18 protein-coding genes and 1 other RNA gene are annotated in these 18,204 nt (G+C 47.4%); 4 read left to right on the plus strand and 15 right to left on the minus strand.

Translation table 11 applies throughout. The features are described 5' to 3' along the window. Positions 1 to 49: 49 nt before the first annotated feature. From def to ACFQS8_RS06405, 6 genes are all read right to left on the minus strand, one after another. Complete coding sequence (gene def / locus ACFQS8_RS06380) at positions 50 to 595, minus strand: peptide deformylase (protein WP_382166428.1); 546 nt, start codon at positions 593 to 595, stop codon at positions 50 to 52. A 52-nt stretch (positions 596 to 647) separates the two neighbouring features. Beyond that, positions 648 to 2,177: a DNA recombination protein RmuC gene (locus tag ACFQS8_RS06385; RefSeq protein ID WP_382166429.1), complete on the minus strand. Its 1,530-nt coding sequence runs from the start codon at positions 2,175 to 2,177 to the stop codon at positions 648 to 650. A gap of 94 nt (positions 2,178 to 2,271) precedes the next feature. Then, complete coding sequence (gene recR / locus ACFQS8_RS06390; protein WP_382166430.1) at positions 2,272 to 2,871, minus strand: recombination mediator RecR; 600 nt, start codon at positions 2,869 to 2,871, stop codon at positions 2,272 to 2,274. Positions 2,872 to 2,883: 12 nt separating this feature from the next. Beyond that, positions 2,884 to 3,201: a hypothetical protein gene (locus tag ACFQS8_RS06395; RefSeq protein WP_382166431.1), complete on the minus strand. Its 318-nt coding sequence runs from the start codon at positions 3,199 to 3,201 to the stop codon at positions 2,884 to 2,886. A gap of 30 nt (positions 3,202 to 3,231) precedes the next feature. Continuing rightward, positions 3,232 to 3,552 carry a YbaB/EbfC family nucleoid-associated protein gene (locus tag ACFQS8_RS06400; protein ID WP_382166432.1) on the minus strand — a complete coding sequence of 107 codons (321 nt, stop codon included), beginning with the start codon at positions 3,550 to 3,552 and terminating at the stop codon, positions 3,232 to 3,234. Between the two features lie 19 nt (positions 3,553 to 3,571). Continuing rightward, entirely contained in the window at positions 3,572 to 5,416 is a 1,845-nt protein-coding gene (locus ACFQS8_RS06405; protein ID WP_382166434.1) for a DNA polymerase III subunit gamma/tau, read from the minus strand. 169 nt (positions 5,417 to 5,585) lie between these two features. Here ACFQS8_RS06405 and ACFQS8_RS06410 point away from each other — a divergent pair, with 169 nt between their 5' ends. Next, positions 5,586 to 6,761 (plus strand): toll/interleukin-1 receptor domain-containing protein, encoded by a 1,176-nt coding sequence (locus ACFQS8_RS06410; protein ID WP_382166435.1) that lies wholly within the window; start codon positions 5,586 to 5,588, stop codon positions 6,759 to 6,761. 81 nt (positions 6,762 to 6,842) lie between these two features. Here the strand turns inward: ACFQS8_RS06410 and ffs are convergent. Continuing rightward, an RNA gene (gene ffs, locus ACFQS8_RS06415) (signal recognition particle sRNA small type) lies at positions 6,843 to 6,937 on the minus strand. An 82-nt stretch (positions 6,938 to 7,019) separates the two neighbouring features. On the opposite strand from ffs, the gene nudC reads away from it, so the two are divergent. Then, entirely contained in the window at positions 7,020 to 7,988 is a 969-nt protein-coding gene (gene nudC, locus ACFQS8_RS06420; RefSeq protein ID WP_382166436.1) for an NAD(+) diphosphatase, read from the plus strand. Here nudC and ACFQS8_RS06425 read toward each other — a convergent pair. Together ACFQS8_RS06425 and ACFQS8_RS06430 are read right to left on the minus strand one after the other, a co-directional pair. Beyond that, entirely contained in the window at positions 7,985 to 8,437 is a 453-nt protein-coding gene (locus ACFQS8_RS06425; RefSeq protein WP_382166437.1) for a YHS domain-containing (seleno)protein, read from the minus strand. The genes nudC and ACFQS8_RS06425 overlap by 4 nt on opposite strands. A 94-nt stretch (positions 8,438 to 8,531) precedes the next feature. Further along, entirely contained in the window at positions 8,532 to 9,389 is an 858-nt protein-coding gene (locus ACFQS8_RS06430; RefSeq protein ID WP_382166438.1) for a prephenate dehydratase, read from the minus strand. A 190-nt stretch (positions 9,390 to 9,579) separates the two neighbouring features. Between ACFQS8_RS06430 and ACFQS8_RS06435 the strand changes: the two genes are divergently transcribed. Next, complete coding sequence (locus ACFQS8_RS06435) at positions 9,580 to 10,800, plus strand: OmpA family protein (protein WP_382166439.1); 1,221 nt, start codon at positions 9,580 to 9,582, stop codon at positions 10,798 to 10,800. Between the two features lie 8 nt (positions 10,801 to 10,808). Here the strand turns inward: ACFQS8_RS06435 and ACFQS8_RS06440 are convergent, their stop codons facing one another. From ACFQS8_RS06440 to ACFQS8_RS06450, 3 genes are all read right to left on the minus strand, one after another. Beyond that, entirely contained in the window at positions 10,809 to 11,681 is an 873-nt protein-coding gene (locus ACFQS8_RS06440; protein WP_382166440.1) for a C40 family peptidase, read from the minus strand. 88 nt (positions 11,682 to 11,769) lie between these two features. Continuing rightward, positions 11,770 to 12,144, minus strand: a complete 375-nt coding sequence (locus ACFQS8_RS06445; protein WP_382166441.1) for a MarR family transcriptional regulator — start codon at positions 12,142 to 12,144, stop codon at positions 11,770 to 11,772. A gap of 80 nt (positions 12,145 to 12,224) precedes the next feature. Continuing rightward, complete coding sequence (locus ACFQS8_RS06450; protein ID WP_382166442.1) at positions 12,225 to 13,592, minus strand: leucyl aminopeptidase family protein; 1,368 nt, start codon at positions 13,590 to 13,592, stop codon at positions 12,225 to 12,227. Between the two features lie 220 nt (positions 13,593 to 13,812). Here ACFQS8_RS06450 and ACFQS8_RS06455 point away from each other — a divergent pair, with 220 nt between their 5' ends. Further along, positions 13,813 to 14,532: a tetratricopeptide repeat protein gene (locus ACFQS8_RS06455; protein WP_382166443.1), complete on the plus strand. Its 720-nt coding sequence runs from the start codon at positions 13,813 to 13,815 to the stop codon at positions 14,530 to 14,532. A 101-nt stretch (positions 14,533 to 14,633) separates the two neighbouring features. Here the strand turns inward: ACFQS8_RS06455 and ACFQS8_RS06460 are convergent, their stop codons facing one another. Genes ACFQS8_RS06460 through ACFQS8_RS06470 form a run of 3 tightly spaced genes read right to left on the minus strand, consistent with a single transcriptional unit; the run spans position 14,634 to position 18,196 of the window. Next, the gene (locus ACFQS8_RS06460) at positions 14,634 to 15,632 is read right to left on the minus strand and encodes a type II secretion system F family protein (RefSeq protein ID WP_382166444.1); all 999 of its coding nucleotides are present in this window, start codon (positions 15,630 to 15,632) and stop codon (positions 14,634 to 14,636) included. Between the two features lie 27 nt (positions 15,633 to 15,659). Then, on the minus strand, positions 15,660 to 16,658 hold the full coding sequence (locus tag ACFQS8_RS06465; protein WP_382166445.1) for a type II secretion system F family protein: 999 nt from the start codon (positions 16,656 to 16,658) through the stop codon (positions 15,660 to 15,662). Continuing rightward, a complete protein-coding gene (locus ACFQS8_RS06470) occupies positions 16,658 to 18,196 on the minus strand; it encodes a CpaF family protein (protein ID WP_382166446.1) in 1,539 nt (512 codons plus the stop codon). The genes ACFQS8_RS06465 and ACFQS8_RS06470 overlap by 1 nt, the downstream gene beginning before the upstream one ends. Between the last annotated feature and the right edge of the window lie 8 nt (positions 18,197 to 18,204).

Genomic DNA, 18,204 nt, shown 5'->3' on the forward strand with positions numbered 1-18,204 from the left:
ATCGATCCCCTCTATATTGTTGTTTAAATTATCGCTGAAAATCAAACTCTTAGTGGTTGCAGTTTGGTCCATGCACGTGTGGGACAGGCGCAAATTTCTTTGCTTTCTTCACTTTATCAATGGCCCGCGTGCGTTTTAAGCGTGATAGATAATCTATGAAAAGCTTACCTTCAAGATGATCCATCTCATGCTGAATACAAGTCGCGTAAAGCCCTTCAGCCCACTCTTCAACTTCTTTGCCATTATAGTCCAAATATTTCAGCCTTACGCGCTCAGAGCGTTCAACCGTTTCGTAAATATCTGGCACAGACAAACAACCTTCATCATAAGGTTTTGTTTCTTCAACAGTTTCAAGAATTTCTGGATTTACAAAATACTGTGGTTTTGGCTCATCATCCTTATCGGATAAGTCCATCACGATCACACGCAATGGCTCTCCAATCTGAATTGCAGCAAGGCCAATACCCGGCGCATCATACATGGTTTCAAGCATGTCATCCATCAGTGCGCGGATGTCATCGGTCACAGCATCAACCGGCTTGGAAATCTCTTTAAGAAGAGGATTAGGTACTGTTATTATAGGGCGTATTGTCATGTGGCTTAGCTAAGTGTGAAGGCGTGTTTCGTCAAGAACAAGTCCAGACAAATCACACGATATTAGAATTATCGGATGTAATACGATCAGGTATATCAGCTGACTCAGTAGATTTGAACACCAAATCCCGCCCCCTTACAGGTTCTCTCACATTATCTTCAATATCTTCCAAATCAGGAATGGACTTGCCTTCTGCACTCACCCCTAAAGCATCAAATTTACGCGCTTGAGGCAGCACTTTCGTCTCTAACGTTCCCACCATTTCATTATACGCTGATGAAGCACCGCTTAAATGACGCCCCATTTTCAAGACTTTATCTCCAAGAATAGAAATCCGGCTATAAAGTTCACGCGCCAAATCCGTCACCTCTTTGGTATTCTGCGCAGCGCTTTCTTGACGCCAACCAAATGCGACCGCCTTCGCCAATGCCACCAATGTTGAAGGCGTCACGATTATCACTTTATTACGCGCCGCATAATCAAACAGGTCACGATCTGAACTTAAGGCCGCTGCATAAAAATTCTCACCCGGCACAAACATCGCCACAAAATCAACTGTGTCTGGCAATTGCGCCCAATACGCTTTTCGCGCCAGAGTCGTCACATGGTCACGCATTTTTCGAGCATGGGTTTGCAATAACATATTCTGACGCTGCACATCGCTCTCATCAGCTGCTTGCAGAAAATCATCCACACTCACCTTGGAATCTATAACGAGATGCCGCCCACCAGGCATGCGCACCACCACATCAGGACGGATATTAGCGCCGTCCTCTACATTAGCATGCACCTGCTCTGAAAAATCAGCATGTTCAGATAACCCCGCCATTTCCAACACATTACGCAGCGTTTCTTCTCCCCATCGTCCTCCTGATTTAGGCGCAGACAATGCATTCGCTAATTTACCCGTCACATTTTGGGTTTCAACCATAACTTGAGAGAGTTTCTCTATCTCCGTGCGCAAGGAGGACCGATCCTCATTGCGCACCTTCTCTATATTCTCAACCTTCTGACTAAACTGAGAAAAGCTCTCCTTAATCGGGCCGATCATACGCGCCAAATCCGCCTGCGAAACCTCTTTGTGTTGGCGCATTTGCTCATTGGCGATTTCAAGAAATTGCTTTTGTGATTGACGCAAAGCGCTATCTGCGAGCTGTTGAAACTTTTGATGAATTTCAGCGTTCAAAGCCTTCATCGTACTTCTCTCAGCGGCGAAAGCTTTCTCCCGTTCTTGTTGTGTCGCTTCCAGTCCGGCCAATTTGCGCGACACGTTTTCAGCATGAGTGCGATATTGATCCGCTTTGCTATTTTGCGCGAGTAACTCCTGCTTTTCTGCTGCCCATAATTGCGCATCCCGATGATAAGCTTGCTCAACAGATTGAAGCTTCAATGCTCCCACCTCAACCTCACCTTTAAGCAAATGCGTCTCCGCAACAAAATGCTCCTGCATAGACTTACGCACACGCGACAAGCGAAAACCGAGTATTAATGATAAAATTATCGCAACGACGGCAACACCGAAGAAACAAACATGATACAAATCGAAAACGAGCGCGTAATCGCCAAAGAAAAATGAGAACATAACGGGATCATATATCGTTTTTTATTCACCTACAAGGCGAAATTTTACCAAAAACGAATCACTTATTCACAAGTGTCAAGCAAATAAACAGCACTCACCGCCGCGAGGAAAACGCCGCTGCAATCGTACCGTCATCAAGAGAGCCCAACTCGCCTCCCACAGGCACACCATGCGCTAAGCGGGACACTTTCACACCGATGGTTTCAAGTTGATCAGCCACATAATGCGCGGTTGTTTGGCCATCCACAGTCGCATTTAGCGCAAGGATAACTTCTTTCACATGTACCTCGCCGGCCCGCGATATCAGACGCGCTATATTAAGGTCTTCTGGCCCAATACCATCCAATGCGGACAAGCTACCACCCAGCACGTGATAGCGTCCACGAAAGACACCAGACCGCTCCATAGCCCATAGATCACCCACATCAGCCAATACGCAGATCACACTCTCATCGCGTCCACCAGATTGGCAAACGGCGCACGGATTTAACGTATCGAAATTTCCACACACCTGACATTGAGATACTTTTTGCGCTGCATCCGCCATTGCGCGAGACAAAGGCGCAAGCAATTGGTCAGGCTTTTTCAGCAAATGCAGCGCTGCTCGACGCGCCGATCTAGGCCCCATACCAGGAAGCTTGGACATCATCTCAATGAGACGCGTAATTTCTGGACCAACAGATCTAGTAGACATTAAAAAACGCGATTATTCCCGACTGAGTAAAAAGCGTTTAATCGCCGTGCGTATGACTAAAAGCAGCGCCCCCGCTCCTGCAAACATGGTCACACCCAATAATAGATTCGCCATGAAGAAAGCGGCCATAATAGACAGGCCAACAGCGCCGCACCACATAAAGAAAAGAACCACATCCAACCAAAATGGAATAGGTGTGTGCGAAGGTAAAAAACCTTTTGGCTCTTTCTTATAGTCTGATTTTTTTAGAACTTTTTCTTCACTATAAGTATCGCGCCGAAATCCATCCAATGGAATGTCGTCGAAATCTGATTTGGTAACATTATTCATCACATGAATCCTATGCGAAACTAAATAGCATCAAAATGGCATTTTAAATCCGGGCAGCATTCCCATGCCAGCCGTTGCGCCCTTCATGGCTTCACCATGAGCAGCTTCCAATTTGCGGCGCGCGTCATCATGTGCAGCCTTCACCAAATCTTCGATAATCTCAGGGTCATTTGGATCAATCAGGCTAGGGTCAATCGACATGCCCGCCATATCACCCTTTCCTTTAAGCGTAACTTTCACCATTCCACCACCGGATGTTCCAACGGCTTCAATATGTTCAAGCTTTTCTTGAGCTTCCGCCAATTTGCCTTGCATAGCTTGAGCTTGACGCATTAATTCTTGCATATCCATGAGGTATCTCCTCTAAAATCTAATCTTCATCTGTTTGGGAAAAATCACGACGACGGTTGAAATCTAGCCGCACAACATTTCCTTCTGGGTCTGTGTCTATTTTTTCAATCTTTACGATTTTCGCACCCGGTAGAATTTTCAATGCATCAGCAACACGCGGAATCGCTGAAACCTCAGCAATGCGTTCCTTTTCCTGCCTGACACGAATTTCTTCCAGACTTTCCCTATTGGAAGGCGCAACATCGACTTCCCACTCAACACCTGTTTTGTCTTCTAGCCATGCTTTTAATCGCATCTGAAAATTAGCTGGAATCCCCGGCGCAGGCGCATATGTGAAATATCCATATCTAATGTCTGCTGGACGCACATAATGCTCAACATCGTAAAGAATTTGAATTTCTTTATCTGCCTGCAATGCGGCACAAATTTGATTAAGGCTGTTTAAAACAGGTCCAGGAGCTGCTTCAGCAATATTTTCTGGTACTGCTTGCGCCACAATATGACCGGAACGTGCATGAGCCTGCGTACTGCCGCCGCCACCTACTTGATAACTTTGCGCCTGCCCTCCGCCATTATTTCCAGCCGAGCGTCCATTCCCCCCTGATGGTCCTCCACCTTGTGGACCATTCCCGCCTTGCAGCATACGCGCTGCCTCTTCAGGGGAAGGCAAAGCTGCTGCAGCAGCTAAACGCAACACGACCATTTCTGCGGCCACATCAGGGTCAGGTGCACGTCCACAATCTTCAAACCCTTGCAGCAATAATTTCCAATACCGCGCCGATTGCGCATTACTCATATTGGCAGCCATTGCTTTGGTGCGTTGGCTCCATTCTGCGGGACCAGCAAAAGTATAGGCCTCTCCCAACGCTTGTGCACGGGCAATCTCAGCCATTGCATCCAGCAAATCTTTGATCAGAACTTGCGCTTCCGCACCTTCCTGCAATTGCGCACTTGTTTCTTCCAGCGCTTTTTTGTGCTCACCATTTAGCGCAGCTTCCAGCAAGTCAAATACACGCGTCCGGTCTGCTAATCCAAGCATATCGCGTACAGCTTCTTCGCTTACTTGGGCGTCCGTTGCTTGTACTATCGCCTGATCTAGAACCGACAAAGCATCTCGCGCCGAACCTTCTGCAGCGCGCGCAATCAATGCCAATCCCTCAGCTGACACATTTGCACCTTCATGCTTGCAAATACGCCCAAGGTGGGCAGCGAGTGCCTCTGTCGTAAGACGCGCAAGATTAAAACGCTGACAGCGCGACAACACTGTCACAGGCACTTTGCGAATTTCAGTCGTTGCGAAAATGAACTTCACATGTGGTGGTGGCTCTTCAAGGGTTTTCAACAGCGCATTAAAAGCTGCTGTTGAGAGCATGTGCACCTCATCTATGATATAAACCTTATAGCGCGCATTCACTGGCGAATAGCGAACACCATCGAGCAATTCACGCATATCTGCGACACCCGTACGCGATGCGGCGTCCAATTCCAGAATATCAGGATGGCGACTTTCCATAATCGCCTGACAATGACGTCCAGGCGGGTCCAATTGAATGCTCGGACCATCCACACTATCGGATACGTAGTTTAAGGCACGCGCCAACAATCGCGCTGTTGTCGTTTTTCCGACCCCCCGCACACCTGTTAGCATAAAGGCGTGAGCGATACGCCCGGTTTTGAACGCATTGGTGAGCGTGCGCACCATAGCTTCCTGCCCAACCATATCATCGAATGTCGTTGGACGATATTTACGCGCCAGCACTTGATACGCACCGCCGCCTCCCTCATTTGGGGAGTCATCTCCAAACATTGAAGAAGTGTTAGGGTCTAGCCCTTCGTCGTGCATGCCGTCTGTTGAATCGTTCATGCGCGGAACTTAGCGCTCCTTTTGCGTGGTGCCTATAGGCAGTGACAGGAAAAACGCGCCATCACGTACAAAAACCGATTCTCAAAAAAAGCTTCACCCCTCCCGATAAAATGCTAGGGTTAACCCTAAGTAAGAATAGTTTGCACTGGGATTTTGTGAGGGGAAGACCATGGGCTACGATATTTTTCTAAGTTATCGGCGCGCCGATCAAGAATTAGCACGCGCACTTGTTGCTGCACTTGAAGCACGCGGTGTCGGTGTCTGGTGGGATCAAAAAATTGATGGCGGCGTAGATTGGCGAGACGCAATCGTCGAGAACCTCATTGATTCTGATATGCTCGTCATTCTTTTCTCAGAAGAATGTAACGCCTCCAAGCAACTCAAGAAAGAACTCGCTCTCGCAGATGATATGGATAAAGATGTTATCCCCGTCCTCATCGAAGATACAAAACCTAAAGGCCATTTCCTGTATGAGATGGCTGCGCGAAATTGGATTCAGATTCACCCTCACCCTGAAAACAAAATAAATGATCTTGCAGACCGATTGACCAGCCTTGCAGAAGCCACACCTGATGGTCTTTCAGGCACTCCCGTACCAGCCCCCGTAGAGACCAACACTTCCCCCATACCAGAAAGCATTCAGGACACAGTCACAACCTCTACAGACCCCATGCAGGCACCAGGCACGATTGATGCACTCCCTGAATTAACAACAGCTCCGCAAGTACCGCCCCAACCTATCTCGATTGCTAAAAAAACTATTGATCCCAATGATTTAAAAGCAAGACGTGCCGCACTCAAACGCGAAGAAGCTGCCATTCTTGCCGCTGAAAAAAAATTACAGAAAGAAGCAAGCAAAAAGTCAGCTGCCGCCGTAAAACGAGGTGCGAAAAAGAAGAAATACCGCAATTTCCTTCCCTTCAAACTTATTGATATCGTCTTTATGCTTCCAATTGTCTATTTCGTCATCGAAGAAACGGGCGGCGGCATAGACCGCATTGATTTAACTGATATTCCTGAGCTAACCGAATTAACCGCAATGATCGCCGTCAGCCTAGCTGCAGTCGGTGCACTCGTCTTCCCTATCCGCTATTACATGCGCAATCTACGCATGAAAGAAGCCGCGAAAGAATACGCCAAATCAAGCCTTGCACTGTATGCGCTCCTATGGGCTGCTGGCATAACATACGCACTTATAGAGGGCGATATAGGCGAAGTTGCTGGGGTGTGTTTAGGGTTTGGTGGTTTGTGGCTGGCATTCGGAGTCGGGGCTTTTGCGCTCTATGGTCTGATGCATTTCCAGCGCTCTGTCCGCAACTTCAACAAAAACGTCGATAAAATCTAACCATCGTCAAAATAGAAAAGGCGTCATTTCTTACAACAGAAATGGCGCATTTATACAGTGGATATAATTGTAAGGAAAATAAGGTGAAACTGGCGACGACCCGAACGAAACTCGTTGCGGCTGCTTCCTTCCGGACCTGACCGAGTTCGCGAGCGGCTCGTCCGCCACCAGCTTCGGGTTGTTATATCGCAATGCTTGCCCCATTTAGCAAGAGTAGCGACCATTTAAATCACAACGTTTTTAGAAAATCTGTCACATATGTCCCTAAAACCACCCATCCCTTTTGCAAGCGCCCCCTTTGAACGTGCTGCGCACCACCGCACAGACACAGATTGGCTAAAAGCTGCTAAGTCAAATCCCACATCATTATTTATGCTAATGTATAAGGGCAAAGTACTATGTGAGGAAAATGGAGTATCACTTGAGGACGTTATTCCCGGGCAAGCGATATCACAGACTCCACGTCTTATCGCCTGGCTGACATCGGATCAGCTTCCAATTCATGAACCGTCCCAATCAATTTTTCTAAGCGAAGACAATGGCATAGCTAGATTTTCTATAAATCTGCCTGCTGAATTTGAATTGGAAAATTCTGCACTCTCTCAGCATGTCTTAGGGGATGTGCGCGCCATTGCAGGCGGTATAAGCCCAGAAGATGCCCAATTTGCCGCCACAAGCGCAGCAATTTTCAATTGGCATAGACGCCATTCCTTCTGTGCAAATTGTGGACATGCGACTCACATTACCGAAGCTGGCTGGAAACGAACCTGCCCATCCTGCGAAGCTGAACATTTTCCACGTATAGACCCAGTTGCGATCATGTTGGCAGTGAAAGGTGATAAATGTTTAATGGGACGACAAGCGCATTGGGCTGAAGGCATGTATTCCTGCTTAGCTGGCTTTGTGGAACCTGGCGAAACCATCGAGCAAGCTGGCGCGCGTGAACTTTTTGAAGAAGCTGGTGTAAAAGCAACGGGCCGGATCGAGTATCTTTGTGGACAACCTTGGCCCTTTCCAACAAATCTTATGATCGGCATGATCATGGAAGTTGAGAATGAAACCCTTATTGTAGACAAAAACGAACTCGAAACAGCACGCTGGTTTGATCGCGCCGAAGCGCAGCAAGTGCTCGATGGAACGCACCCCACCATCTCCGCACCTGCTAGTATTGCTATCGCTCACTACGTGTTAAAGGCGTGGCTTGAATCAGATAATTGGAAAAATTAGCGATTTAAAATGTCAGGCCATTTGGCATCTGCTGATTGGATAAAGCCTTCAGGGTCAGCTTTCCACTTGGCTTGAATTTTATCACTATAATTTAGGTAGAGTTTGCCGTCCAAAACCGTCCATTGTTTTGGATCACCTTTGAAAAATTTACCGTCAGCCATAGCCCATGCACAATAGCCACCATATTGTGGAACATACTCCTCAGGGTTTGCCTTAAACGCTTCGAGATTAGCTTGCGACGCAAATATGAAATCAGCTCCCATATATTCTGCCGAATATGCTTTATCGCCTTTCACAGGCGAGCCATCCTTAAAATAAGACACAACATCATAACCACCTGCACCTAAATTGTTGAACGATTTGGTGTAAATAGGTGCCTTATCAGCATATGCTGGCGCGGTCGCCACTGACGCCAAAGCCAAGAAAAACACAGGTAAAATTTTACGCATAGAACAGCCCTTAGTCTCAAGTTTAAATCTCGAGACTAAGTTATAGATGTTCTCTATCACTCACTACTCACATTTTCGCGAGTCCTATCTATTGCTATTCTTCGTGGACACCGCTCTTGCGATAAGCATGCGCTTTAAACACACCCAAAATATCCAAACGCGTAGAAAAGAAACTCATCTCTTCTAATGCCAATTGCACGTTTCGATCATCAGGGTGGCCCTCAACTTCCGCATAAAACAATGTCGCAGTGAATGAGCCTTCACTCAAATAACTTTCAAGCTTGGTCATGTTGACATTGTTAGTCGCAAATCCACCCATCACTTTATAAAGGGCTGCAGGCACGTTGCGCACTTTAAAAACAAAAGCAGTAATAAAGCTCTCATCTTCTGATTTACGCTCTAGGACTTTTGGCTCTTTCGCCATCAACACAAACCGTGTGGTGTTATGTGCGTGATCCTCGATATTGGATGCTAGAATGTCCAAACCATAGACTTGAGCAGCTAGTTCTGGCGCAATAGCAGCTAAATTTTTGTCGGGTGATTCGGAAACTTCTCGCGCCGCACCCGCTGTATCAGCAGCCGTCACAGGCGCAATTTCATATTTTCTCAAAAAATTTCGACACTGCCCTAGCCCCATAATATGAGAGCGAGCACTTTTTATGTCTTCTAATTTTACACCTTTGCGCGCCATCAAGAAAAAGCGAATTGGCAAAAAATGTTCGGCATTAATATGCAGCCCAGCGTCGGGCAAAAGATGATGAATATCAGCAACTCGCCCCGCGATTGAGTTCTCAACGGGGATCATCGCTTCGTCCGCATCCCCTTGTATCACTGCACTAAACACGTCTTCAAACGTCTTACACGGTAATGGTTCAAAGTCTGGTCGCGCTTGTGCACATGCTATATGAGAATTGGCGCCGGGCTCACCTTGGTATGCAATTCGTTTAGTCATTAGTGTCTCTTTCGATGGGGTCAAATCTCACTTATAAGCCTCTAAACTCGCTTAATTAGAGTGCGACGGTTCGCCGCTTCTAAAAGTAGGTCCAAATTCATACAAGTGCCGCTATGTTGCAGATCAAGCAATAGCGTGGCAAAAGGCCCGCGCAAATCAAAATATATGAACCAAACTGCAAGGGCGTTTCATGAGCGACTTGGGCTTTAACAAAATTATGGCTGCTGCACTCTCCACGGGTTTAGCAATTCTTGGATTGAACGCGGCCAGCGACGCTTTCTTTAGCAAAGAGGCTCCTGAAGAGCCTGGCTACCTCGTTGAGGTTGCTGAAGTCTCCTCTGGTGGACATGGCGATGAGCCGGCATGGGTGCCGCCTACGGACTATGGTGTACTTCTAGCGGAAGCAGATGTTGCAAAAGGCGAGAAAAAAATAGCTGCATGTGTGAGCTGTCACAAATTTGAAGCTGGTGGAGCAAACGGTACAGGTCCAGGCCTTTACGATGTTGTGATGCGCCCCAAAGCAACACATGGTGGCTTCGCATACTCTTCAGCGCTGACAGATATGGGCGGCGTTTGGGATTATGAGGCGCTTGATGGCTTCTTAAAAAACCCGAAGAAATATGCATCAGGTACTGCAATGAACTTTGCAGGACTTAACAAAGAAGCCGACCGTATGAATGTGATCGCTTACTTGCGTACACTTTCAGCATCTCCCGCACCTCTACCTGCACCGCTACCTCCTGAGGCTCTCATCGAGCCAACTGGTGATGCAGAGCATGCAGACGATGCACACGCAGAAACAGATGCAGCAGCGCATGATGTTGCCGCACCAGAAGAAGCAGGCCACGCAGTAGAAGAAGCTGCTGAAGATGCTCACAATGCTGTTGACGGTGTCATGGAAGATGCAGGCCAAGCTGTTGAAGCTGTTCAAGAGGCTGCAGTAGCGGTTGAGCCAGAATTTAAAGCTGAAATTGGCGGCGTTGAATTAACAGGTGCTGCTAACGGTGTTGAAGCAAAACTTCTTTCATTCATCGAATCTGATGCTGAACCATGTAAAGAAGCTGCATGTTGGTATTCATTTGACCGTCTAACATTCAACACTGGTTCTGCCGAATTGGATATGGATAAATCAGCTGCACAACTTGATAACATTGCGCAAATTCTAAATGCTTACCCAAGCATAGAGCTGAAAATTGGCGGTTACACTGACAATACAGGCTCTGAAGAAGCAAATATGACTATCTCCCAAGCACGTGCAGAGGCTGTTGTTGCAGCACTTATTGCTGATGGCATTGCAGCAGAACGTCTTGACCCAGAAGGTTATGGACCACAGCACCCTGTTGCTTCAAATGATACAGAAGAAGGCCGCGCGCAAAACCGCCGTATCGATGTACGGGTTAGAGCTCGCTAAGCTTGATTTTAAGATTGAAATAATTGAGACGGCCGTTTGATTGATCGAACGGCCGTTTCTTTTTGTCCAATTCTTTCAATAGCTTCGACTACAGGTTCACTTGCGCACATCATGTGATGGGCATTGGCATGAAGCAAACGAACGGCATCTTGCATAATCCCCACATGCCCCGGCCAAAATATGAGATCGCCTCTCTGAAGGCTTGTAAGCGCCGTTTTGATATCCAGCGCAGTTCCTACAGCTTCCTCTTGCATACTCGCATCACGGGGCACGCTAAAGCCCGCAGCAACCATTGAAGACTGCACTAAACCAGAACAATCCAACCCAAAACTATCTTTACCCCCCCACAGATAGGGAGCATTGAGAAATTTTTCCGCCACCGACACATAATCTTGGTGAAATTCGTCTTTGCTGCTTAAATGATTTGAAAAAACCCAACCACCTGATTTCAAACGAGAATAATCACCCTCTTGCTCAATAATCGACACGCTCGCATTCAAGCTCAACATCATTAATGGGGTCGTTTTCAAGTCAGGCTTTGTGAAGACAATCGTTCGCAGCACACTCACCTTATGAGTTGGGATTTCAACCGCAGACACAAGATGATTTGTACGTATCCACCCCACATAGTTATCACTCTCAAGCTGCCCCCAAGACCAGCCCCCCTGCTCATCATAGACCGTAAAGATCTCCCCCTGCTGTGCTTGTGTATCCAGCGCGCTATCGTCCTGCGGTGTGCGATATAGGCCCGTGATCGGTGCCTGAACCTGCCACGATTGCCCTGCGCTATAACGCTGCGCATCTACACGCCCTTTCAGGTAAGATGCAGCGATACTTTCACGAAATGGATGTAGACGCGGATTTAGTTTTTCCATTGTCATAGATTTTCTCGCAAAGTTTTTCAGCTTACCCATACCAAAAATGAGCAAGATCATTTGACCTGAATTTATTCAAAAAGGAAATATGTAATCAGGCGGCACTGCGTGCGGAAACTGGCAATAGTGCATCCACTTTTGCAGCCGCATCAACAACGGCATCGCCAAACTCAGTTAGAAAAACAGATCCAGCGACAGTTCTCTGCACAAGCACATTTCGTAAATCATCTGGATCTTTTCGGCGCTTCAATAAATTATAGCCCGACAATGTATCCAAAGCACGCGTAACAGCTGGCTTGCCTAAATTTAGGTTTAGCGCCAACCCTCGAACTGTATGGGGTGGCGGTGTCAAATACACTGCTAATAGGATTGCCATCTGACGCGCAGATAGATCAGGCGCTTCAGATCGGACGGATTGCGCAAGAACATCTCTCCATAACTGAAGTGCAGCTGTTCGATCCATCTCCATTGCGCAAACTCTCCCATGACACGAAAACGTCATGGAAGAATCACCTAATTCGATTCGCGAATCAATAGACCCAATGAATTTTAGCTATATTTTTGCGTCAGATAGCTCATCACAGCCCGCAACCCAAAAGCTGCACCGCCTTCTGGACGACCATATTGTGCATTGCGCCACCCCCACACATCAAAGTGCGCCCAAGATTTTGCATCCACAAACTCCTGCAAGAATAGCGCAGCCGTAATCGTCCCCGCAAATGGACTAGACGCACCATTCACAAGATCAGCAACGGGGCTTTTCATCATGGCAAGATAAGGCTTCCATAAAGGCAAACGCCAAATCGGGTCCGCCTTGTCCACACCGCTCTGATAGATACTTGCTGCAAATGCTTCATCTGTCGCAAAGAAAGGTGCGACTTCAGCTCCCATAGCAACACGTGCAGCACCTGTGAGGGTCGCAAAGTCAAGAAGCAATTCAGGTTTAAGTTCACTGGCGCGTGTCAAAGCATCTCCCAATACTAAACGCCCTTCTGCATCTGTATTATCAATCTCGACACTCAAGCCCTTACGGCTCTTCAAAATATCACCCGGGCGGAAAGCGCCAGCGCCAATCGCATTTTCAACGGTCGGTACGTGCAGTGTCAAATAGACATTCAGCTTGGAGGCCATAATCATACGCGCCAAGCCAATCACATGCGCTGCGCCGCCCATGTCTTTTTTCATATGGCGCATATAACCGCCCGTTTTAATGTTCAATCCGCCAGTATCAAAAGCAACGCCTTTCCCAACAAGCGCAATGTGGGGTGCGTTTTTATCTCCCCAACTTAACTCTACATAGCGTGGCGCGTCTGCAGCTGCACGCCCCACAGCATGCACCATTGGATAGTTTTCTTTAAGTAGATCATCACCAATGATTTGTTTGACCTCAGCCCCAAATTCTTTTGCAAGGGCTTCAACAGTTTCACCAATTTGGGTGGGACCCATATCTTCAGCAGGTGTGTTGATCATATCCCGCACAAGCTTGATTGAGGCTTCTTCAATCTGCGCTGCTTCCAGTGATTTCTTGTCGGTAATGACCAATTGAGGTGGAGAAGACTTGTCATCTTTATACTGCGTGAAGCGGTAAGCACCATCAGCCCACGCCGCATACATATTGGTGACATCCAGCCCTTCAGGCACTGTCGTCAATGCATATGCACCCTCAGGCAAACTTGCCGATGCAGCAGCCAAAGCGCCAGTATCAGCATCTCCGCCAATACCAAAAAGCACGTCCTCAATCTGTCCATCTGCATTAGGCACGACCAAGCTTTTTCCGGTTTGCGCTTTGAAACCCATCCCTTGTGCCAATGTGGAAAAACGCGCCTCCTGCCCCTCCAACCATGATGCGTAAGATTGTGTCGTCAACACATGCAAGCGGACGACATATTTGGCAGAAGAGGTAAATACGGAAGTCATAAACTATTCCAAATTGAAAGAATGAATGTAGGGAAGCGTTAACCAATCTTTGACGTGAAAGATACATAGTTCAGCTGAAAACTATTTCAACGCCCTTATACCAACGCCGAGGGACCCTGTCATGGCGACAAATTCTTTAACGCGATTCATTCTGCTTTCAAGCACCGCATTACTACTCGCTTCTGCGTGTACTAAACCTCCGACAAGCAAGGAGGAGGAAATGATGAATCAGGTCGCGAATGAAAAGCAAATTCTAGCCGCCTCCAAAGAAGAGCGCACTGCCATCAAAAACCACGATATGATTACGCAGGCTAAATTTTGGGGAGACCAGTTTGATCTCAACCCCAATGATTATGAAGCTGCGAATGAATTTTCAAAAGCACTTCGCGCAATTGGAAGTTCTGATCGTGCTGTTGATGTCGCCACTCAAGCACTCGCTCTTCACCCCGGTGATGTTGAATTATCAAAAACACTCGCAAAAGCACATATGGATACAGGCCGCCCAGACCGCGCGACCTCCGCCTTATACAACGCCACACCAACTTCTGAGGACTGGACTTTATACTCCCTCTACGGTGTCGCGCTTGACCAAATGGGAGATCACCCCAAAGCGCAACTTCGCTATGCGCGTGCGTTAGAAATTTCTCCTGACAACGCGGTTGTGCTGACAAATTATGCGCTTTCTCTCGCTTTGGAAGGCAAGCCTGCCGAAGCCGAAGCCAAATTACGACACGCTATAGATGCAAACGAGTTTGTAGACCCAAGGGTACGCATGAATTTAGCTCTCGTATTAGGTGTACAAGGTAAATTCGATGAGGCGGACAAGATATCAGCGATAGATTTACCGCCGCAAATGGTGAAAGCAAACTCAGAATACTATCGCAAACTACTCACGCCGCCATCTCGCAGCTGGAATGATCTTCGTCGGTCTCAAGAGTAATACTTTAAACAAGCCAATTTTATATATAAAAAAGCCGGACCATGTTAAAAATGGTCCGGCTTTTTTATTAGGATAGTCAAGCGCATTCGTGACTGTAAATTTTATTCCACCGCTTGGCTCATAGGGCTAACTTCTGTTCCTTTTTCACCCTCTTGACCTTTAATCTGGATATAAGCAGGACCACCAATAACAAGAAACAGAACCGGCAAGAAGAATACAATCATTGGGACCGTTAGTTTTGCGGGCAAGGCTGCTGCCTTTTTCTCGGCTTCAAGAATACGAATTTCTCTATTCTCTTTTGCCATCGCCCTTAGAGCTGTTCCCATAGGCGTACCGTATTTTTCAGCCTGCACGAGCGCCGTAGCAACTGATTTGATACCAGGGTGATTTGTCCGCTCCGCAAGGTTTAGATACGCTTGACGGCGCTCTTGCAAATAGGAAAGCTCCGCTGTGGTCAGCCCTAATTCTTCGGCCAATTCAACAGAAGCAGTCCCGATTTCTTCTCCCACGCGCGCAAAAGCAAGTTCGATAGACATACCCGCTTCAACACAAATCAACATCATGTCCAAACTGTCGGGAAAAGCTTTCATAATTGACGCTTTACGTTTGTCTGCACGATTGGTCAGATACATGTTTGGTGCATAAAATCCGGCTGCTGCTGCAAACATGACAGCACAAATTTGAAGCTGAGTATTCAGATCAAAATCATTCACAAAGTGCAGATACAAAAAAGCAAATAACCCTAGTGCAAATGGCAAGGCAAAACGCGCAAAATAGAATGCAGATACGGGTCTGGGACCACGCAAACCAGCCTGAACAAGCGCTTTTTCTAGGTTATCATCTTTAAGTGCAGATTGTAGATCTAGCTTGTCCACAATGCGCTTCATCACCCCTTCATCAGTCCGGCGCAGACCTTTTTGAGATAATTGCTCACGGCTCTTACGACGCAATTCTTCACGGCGGTTTGATACAGACTTCAAACGCGTATCAAGATTGTTTCCCTTTAGCGCTGGAGCAGCGATTGTCAAAATCGTCGCAAAACAGGCAAGCCCCGCTAAAAGCGCGGCTAGAAATCCAGGATCTGTTGCTGTTTCAATCATTGTGACCAACTGCCTTTAAAGTGCGCATTAGACATCCAATTTCATCATTTGCTTCATGACGAAAATACCAACCCCCATCAGCCCCGCTGCAATGAGCAGCACAAAATGCCCTGTTGGATGCGTAAACAATAATTTGATGTAATCAGGTGATGAGAAGTAAACCAGAACCATCACAGCTAGCGGCAAACAACCGATAATCATGGCTGATGCTTTTGCTTCTGATGAAAGCGCTTTGACTTTCTCTCCCAGCATTTTACGAGACCGAAGAACTTCCGACAAATTCCCCAAAGCTTCCGACAAGTTACCACCCGACTGCTGCTGAATACCGATAACGATATTGAAGAAGTTCACCTCAGGTAGCGGCATTCTGCGATAAAGACGCTCAAGCGATTGGGTTACGGTTGAGCCCATCTGAATTGAGTCAATCACACGCTTAAATTCTGATCCCAAGGGCGCAGGAGATTCCGCAGCGATAATACGCAAACATTCAATCAAAGGCAGACCCGTCTTGATACCACGCACAATCACATCAATACCATCGGAAAACTGCACAGTGAATTTCTTCTGGCGTCGCGCAATACCCATTCCGAGTATCCAGCGTGGAACTCCCAAAGCACCAGCAAATCCGACCCCAGCAACGACAAGGTAAGTCTGACCCAATATCCATGCAACTAATGCTGCACCTGCTCCAACACCGACGGAGACTAGCCAAAATATCGCGGGGGAAATCACCCAGCCGGCTTGATCAATTTTGTCTTTGATTGTCTTTCCGCGCGTATCTTTGCGGCGCTTTTGCTCGCGGTCACGCAGGGTCTTCATCGAATCCTGCATTTGCTTTCGGCGCAATGCATTCGAGTCAGCCGCCGCATTGCGTTTATTACCCGAAGATGATGCACCTACCGCAACTTGCTTAAAACGCTTTTGTTGGGCTTGTGTTGTTCCCCCCGAAGTGAATGCAAACCCGAGCCCGACCACACTTACAAATGCCAATCCAGCAATGAGATAGACAATCATAGACTGATCCATCAGGCTGTCTCCAACTGATCTAATGCAAGGCCAAGTTCACCTTCCAAATTGTAGTATTTTGCGCGCTCCCAGAAGCGCGGACGCCCCACCCCTGTTCCACGGTGACGTCCAATCAATTTCCCATTGGCATCTTCACCATCAATTTCATAACGCAGAACATCTTGAGTCACGATCACATCGCCCTCTAGTCCCATAACCTCTGAAATAGATACAATTTTTCTGGAACCATCGCGCAAACGTGTGGCCTGAATTACAACATCAATAGAGCCCACAATCATTTCACGGATCGTGCGCTGTGGAAGTGCAAAACCACCCATTGTGATCATAGATTCCACACGCGACAGCCCCTCACGCGGCGTGTTGGCGTGCAGTGTGCCCATTGAACCATCGTGACCCGTGTTCATCGCTTGAAGCAAGTCAAACGCTTCGGGTCCACGTACCTCACCCACGATAATACGGTCAGGACGCATACGCAGACAGTTCTTCACAAGGTCGGTCATTGTCACCTTACCTTGTCCCTCAATATTTGGAGGACGTGTCTCTAGACGCACAACATGAGGCTGCTGCAATTGAAGTTCCGCAGCATCTTCACATGTAATTACGCGTTCACCCGGCTCAATAAAGGCCGTCAAACAGTTGAGAAGAGTTGTCTTACCAGAACCCGTACCGCCTGAGATCAATACGTTACAGCGTGATGTCCCAATAATGCGCAATATCTCCGCACCCGCAGGTGAGATAGCACCAAACTCAACAAGGTTCTGGATCGTCAGCTTGTCTTTTCTAAACTTACGAATAGTGAGTGTTGGACCATCAATCGCAAGCGGCGGCGCAATTACGTTCACACGCGAACCATCAGCAAGACGCGCATCACATATCGGACTAGATTCGTCCACGCGGCGGCCAACCTGTGACACGATCCGTTGACAGATATTCATCAACTGGCCGTTATCGCGGAAACGCACATTCGTACGTTCAATCTTACCGTTGACCTCGATATAGGTACAGTTTGCACCATTGACCATGATATCCGCGATATCATCACGTGCGAGCAAAGGCTCTAGCGGACCATAACCAAGCACATCATTACAGATATCCTCAAGGAGCGTTTCTTGCTCCGCCAAAGACATCACAACATTCTTGATTGAGATAATCTCAATCACAATATCGCGTATCTCTTCACGCGCACTTTCTTGATCTAGTTGCGCAAGTTGAGAGAGGTCAATTGTATCAATAAGCGCGTTAAAAATCTCAGTTTTTACAAGATAGTAAGACTCAGAACGCTCTTCAATAACCTGTTTTACTTTGGGTTTTTCTTCACGTTTTTTAGGAGCCGCAGCTTTTGTAGGAGTTGGCGCCGGAGCTGCTGGCTTAACCGGTGGTTTCGCGGCAACAGCAGGTTTAGGCGCAGCGGGCTTAGGCGCTGACTTTGCAGCTGGAGGCGGCTCTATTACACCCGCATCCCCATCACCTTGAGGCTCGACAGGTGCACGTTTAACCGGTGCACCACTCCCAAAAGAATTTGGCTTCTTACCAAACATATTCTGCC

This window comes from Hirschia litorea (genome assembly GCF_042665075.1).
Lineage (GTDB): Bacteria > Pseudomonadota > Alphaproteobacteria > Caulobacterales > Hyphomonadaceae > Hirschia > Hirschia litorea.

Excerpts from the sequence above, each read along its gene's own strand:
- ACFQS8_RS06465 (WP_382166445.1), bottom strand. The coding sequence starts at position 16,658 with ATGGATCAGTCTATGATTGTCTATCTCATTGCTGGATTGGCATTTGTA.
- ACFQS8_RS06440 (WP_382166440.1), bottom strand. The coding sequence starts at position 11,681 with ATGACAATGGAAAAACTAAATCCGCGTCTACATCCATTTCGTGAAAGT.
- ACFQS8_RS06405 (WP_382166434.1), bottom strand. The coding sequence starts at position 5,416 with ATGAACGATTCAACAGACGGCATGCACGACGAAGGGCTAGACCCTAAC.
- ACFQS8_RS06400 (WP_382166432.1), bottom strand. The coding sequence starts at position 3,552 with ATGGATATGCAAGAATTAATGCGTCAAGCTCAAGCTATGCAAGGCAAA.
- ACFQS8_RS06470 (WP_382166446.1), bottom strand. The coding sequence starts at position 18,196 with ATGTTTGGTAAGAAGCCAAATTCTTTTGGGAGTGGTGCACCGGTTAAA.
- recR (WP_382166430.1), bottom strand. The coding sequence starts at position 2,871 with ATGTCTACTAGATCTGTTGGTCCAGAAATTACGCGTCTCATTGAGATG.
- ACFQS8_RS06455 (WP_382166443.1), top strand. The coding sequence starts at position 13,813 with ATGATGAATCAGGTCGCGAATGAAAAGCAAATTCTAGCCGCCTCCAAA.
- def (WP_382166428.1), bottom strand. The coding sequence starts at position 595 with ATGACAATACGCCCTATAATAACAGTACCTAATCCTCTTCTTAAAGAG.
- ACFQS8_RS06460 (WP_382166444.1), bottom strand. The coding sequence starts at position 15,632 with ATGATTGAAACAGCAACAGATCCTGGATTTCTAGCCGCGCTTTTAGCG.
- ACFQS8_RS06430 (WP_382166438.1), bottom strand. The coding sequence starts at position 9,389 with ATGACTAAACGAATTGCATACCAAGGTGAGCCCGGCGCCAATTCTCAT.
- nudC (WP_382166436.1), top strand. The coding sequence starts at position 7,020 with ATGTCCCTAAAACCACCCATCCCTTTTGCAAGCGCCCCCTTTGAACGT.
- ACFQS8_RS06435 (WP_382166439.1), top strand. The coding sequence starts at position 9,580 with ATGAGCGACTTGGGCTTTAACAAAATTATGGCTGCTGCACTCTCCACG.
- ACFQS8_RS06385 (WP_382166429.1), bottom strand. The coding sequence starts at position 2,177 with ATGTTCTCATTTTTCTTTGGCGATTACGCGCTCGTTTTCGATTTGTAT.
- ACFQS8_RS06395 (WP_382166431.1), bottom strand. The coding sequence starts at position 3,201 with ATGAATAATGTTACCAAATCAGATTTCGACGACATTCCATTGGATGGA.
- ACFQS8_RS06445 (WP_382166441.1), bottom strand. The coding sequence starts at position 12,144 with ATGGAGATGGATCGAACAGCTGCACTTCAGTTATGGAGAGATGTTCTT.
- ACFQS8_RS06410 (WP_382166435.1), top strand. The coding sequence starts at position 5,586 with ATGGGCTACGATATTTTTCTAAGTTATCGGCGCGCCGATCAAGAATTA.
- ACFQS8_RS06425 (WP_382166437.1), bottom strand. The coding sequence starts at position 8,437 with ATGCGTAAAATTTTACCTGTGTTTTTCTTGGCTTTGGCGTCAGTGGCG.
- ACFQS8_RS06450 (WP_382166442.1), bottom strand. The coding sequence starts at position 13,592 with ATGACTTCCGTATTTACCTCTTCTGCCAAATATGTCGTCCGCTTGCAT.